Origin of the sequence: Saccharopolyspora sp. NPDC002686, assembly GCF_040295745.1 — a bacterium.
Classification (GTDB): domain Bacteria; phylum Actinomycetota; class Actinomycetes; order Mycobacteriales; family Pseudonocardiaceae; genus Saccharopolyspora; species Saccharopolyspora oryzae.
In genome coordinates this window covers 1-2,434 of record NZ_JBEOVY010000587.1, presented here as the reverse complement: position 1 = coordinate 2,434, position 2,434 = coordinate 1, and the positions used below count along the sequence as shown (strand labels likewise).

The 2,434-nt window shown below is 70.6% G+C and carries 5 protein-coding genes; 4 read left to right on the top strand and 1 reads right to left on the bottom strand.

All coding sequences use genetic code 11. The features are described from left to right. Positions 1-86 precede the first annotated feature (86 nt). Positions 87-455 (bottom strand): hypothetical protein, encoded by a 369-nt coding sequence (locus ABTZ89_RS37945; RefSeq protein WP_351054142.1) that lies wholly within the window; start codon positions 453-455, stop codon positions 87-89. A gap of 171 nt (positions 456-626) precedes the next feature. Here ABTZ89_RS37945 and ABTZ89_RS37940 point away from each other — a divergent pair, with 171 nt between their 5' ends. The 4 genes from ABTZ89_RS37940 to ABTZ89_RS37925 are packed head-to-tail and all read left to right on the top strand — an operon-like array spanning position 627 to position 2,368. Then, positions 627-959, top strand: a complete 333-nt coding sequence (locus ABTZ89_RS37940) for a PadR family transcriptional regulator (RefSeq protein ID WP_150065560.1) — start codon at positions 627-629, stop codon at positions 957-959. A gap of 42 nt (positions 960-1,001) precedes the next feature. Continuing rightward, the gene (locus ABTZ89_RS37935; protein WP_351054140.1) at positions 1,002-1,340 is read left to right on the top strand and encodes a DivIVA domain-containing protein; all 339 of its coding nucleotides are present in this window, start codon (positions 1,002-1,004) and stop codon (positions 1,338-1,340) included. 3 nt (positions 1,341-1,343) lie between these two features. Continuing rightward, a complete protein-coding gene (locus ABTZ89_RS37930; protein ID WP_270948833.1) occupies positions 1,344-1,796 on the top strand; it encodes an SRPBCC family protein in 453 nt (150 codons plus the stop codon). Continuing rightward, on the top strand, positions 1,793-2,368 hold the full coding sequence (locus ABTZ89_RS37925) for a DNA-3-methyladenine glycosylase I (protein ID WP_270948832.1): 576 nt from the start codon (positions 1,793-1,795) through the stop codon (positions 2,366-2,368). Before ABTZ89_RS37930 ends, ABTZ89_RS37925 begins: the two co-directional genes overlap by 4 nt. The last annotated feature ends 66 nt before the right edge of the window (positions 2,369-2,434 follow it).

Sequence of the window (2,434 nt, the reverse complement as noted above, 5' to 3'; positions counted from 1 at the left end):
GTCCACAGGACCCGGGACCTATCCACATCCTCCGGCATGTCGGGTGTCCGACACACCGGGGGTTGCAGTTTCAATTGAAACTGCGGTCAGGGGGTGCCGACGGCGCGGTTGAGGAGATCGGTGAGGGCCGGGACCGGGATGTCCGGGCGGACCTCGTGCAGCAGCGGGGCCAGGCGCAGCCAGCGGGACTGGATCCGGGGCGCGCTGAGGACGTCCCGGGACAGCTCGTCGACCAGCTCCAGGAGCCGCCAGTGCGCCTCGTCGCGGGCCATCACCGGCTCCGGGTGCTGGGCGATCACCTCGACCAGCTGCTCGAAGTAGTCGCGGAGCTGGGTGCGCGCGTCCGCCTGCGGTGCGTAGGTCGTCGCGGCGTCCAACCGCGACGCTCCGGACGTCGTGACCGGGGCGCTGTCGTCGGGCACTGCGGACGCCTCCTGGTTGCTCTCGCGGCTCATCCGACTCCGCAGTGTGCTCGAACCGGCCGCCCGTCAACGCCCTTGCGGGTGGACGCCACCCGAATAGCCCAGCTGTGATGCAGGTCATGTCATCCCGTATCGCGAAAGGACCTAGGTCCTCTTGTGGAAGCACGGTGACAGTGGTCGGAAATGACCGTAGAGTCGCTACCTGTGAAGGCTGATGCGCTCCGCGGCCACCTGGACGCCCTCTTGCTGGCCACGCTCGACGGCAGGGCATTGCACGGTTACGCGATCATCGAGGCGCTGCAAGAACGCAGCGGTGGTGCTCTCGATCTGCCCACGGGCACGGTCTACCCGGCGCTGCGGCGCCTCGAGCGCGCTGGTTACGTGCAGAGCACCTGGAGCACCGTCGGCGGTCGCCAGCGGCGCACCTACCGGTTGACCCAGGCCGGTGTGCAGACCCTGCAGGCCGAGCGGCGTGCGTGGCGCGAGTTCACCAGCGCCATCGAAGGCGTCCTGGAAGCCGCTCCGGCGAAGACCTGACCGTGGCCGCGGCGGTTCGCCGTCCGTGCCACGATGGCGACCGTGGCTAGTGCGCTCATCTACCTCTTCGCGGTGCTCGCGGTCGCTGCGGTGGTGTACCTGCTCGCAACGCTGGTCTTCGGGCGCGGCGAGGAGCTGTCCCCGCTGCCGCCGGGCTCGACGCCGACCCGGCTGCCTCCCGCCGACGTCGAGGGCTCGGACGTGCGCGCACTGCGGTTCCAGCAGGTCCTGCGCGGCTACAAAGCCTCCGAGGTGGACTGGGCGCTGGAGCGGTTGGCCGGCGAGATCGACGAGCTGCACGGCCGCATCGCGGTGCTCGAGCGCCAGCTCGACGTCGCGGGCGAGCAGCTCAAGGCGCGTGCCGAGGGCTCGGAGGACTGAGCGTTGAGCCCGGTCGAGCTGCGGTTCAGCATCCCGGTGCAGGCCGCCCCGGAGGTGGTGTGGGCCGCCGCGACCGACTGGGCTCGGCAGGGCGAGTGGATGCTCGGCACCGAAGTGCACCCGGTCGGAGCAGCCGATGGGCCGGGCGGGCAGCTGGTCGCGGTGACCGGGTTCGGCGGCGTCGGGTTCGTGGACCGGATGGAGATCGTGGAGTGGCGCCCGCCGCAGAGCTGCCGGGTGCGGCACTTCGGCGAGCTGGTTGTCGGTGATGGCGGGTTCGATGTCGTCCGGTGCGGGAACGCGGCCTCCACCTTCGTCTGGTGGGAGCGGCTGACCCCGCCGACCGGCGCCGCGCTGGTCTGGCCCTTGGTCAGACCGGCCTTCACCTGGGGGATGCGCCGGTCGCTGGCCGCGTTCGCGCGGTTCTGCCGCGAATACGACAGGAGAACGACGTGAGTGGATCCGGCGCCGTGCTCGGCGCGGACGGCAAGGCCCGGTGCCCGTGGGGTGCGGGACCGGCGGACTACACCGAGTACCACGACCGCGAGTGGGGCGTGCCGCTGCGCGGTGTCGTGGAGCTCTACGAGCGGATCACGCTGGAGTCGTTCCAATCCGGGCTGTCCTGGCTGACGATCCTGCGCAAGCGCGAGGCGTTCCGCAGCGCGTTCGCCGGGTTCGAGCCGGAGAAGGTGGCCGCCTTCGACGACGCCGACCGGGAGCGGCTGCTCGCCGACGCGGGCATCGTCCGGAACCGGGCGAAGATCGACTCGGCGATCGGCAACGCGCGGGCCGTCCTGGAGCTCGACCAGCCGCTGGACGACCTGCTCTGGTCCTTCGCCCCGGAGCGCCGCGACCACCGCCCGGCCACCCTCGAGGACGTCCCGGCGATCACCCCGGAGTCGAAAGCGATGGCCAAGGAGCTCAAGCGCCGCGGCTTCGCCTTCGTCGGCCCCACCACCTGCTACGCCCTGATGCAGGCCACCGGCATGGTCGACGACCACCTCACCGACTGCTGGCGCGCCACCTGAGGACCTCCGCCGTCCGGGTGGAGCGCAAATTCCATTGAAATCGGACCTCCGATTTCAATGGAATTT

Coding starts and splice junctions, on each gene's coding strand:
- ABTZ89_RS37945 (WP_351054142.1), bottom strand. CDS start 455: ATGAGCCGCGAGAGCAACCAGGAGGCGTCCGCAGTGCCCGACGACAGC.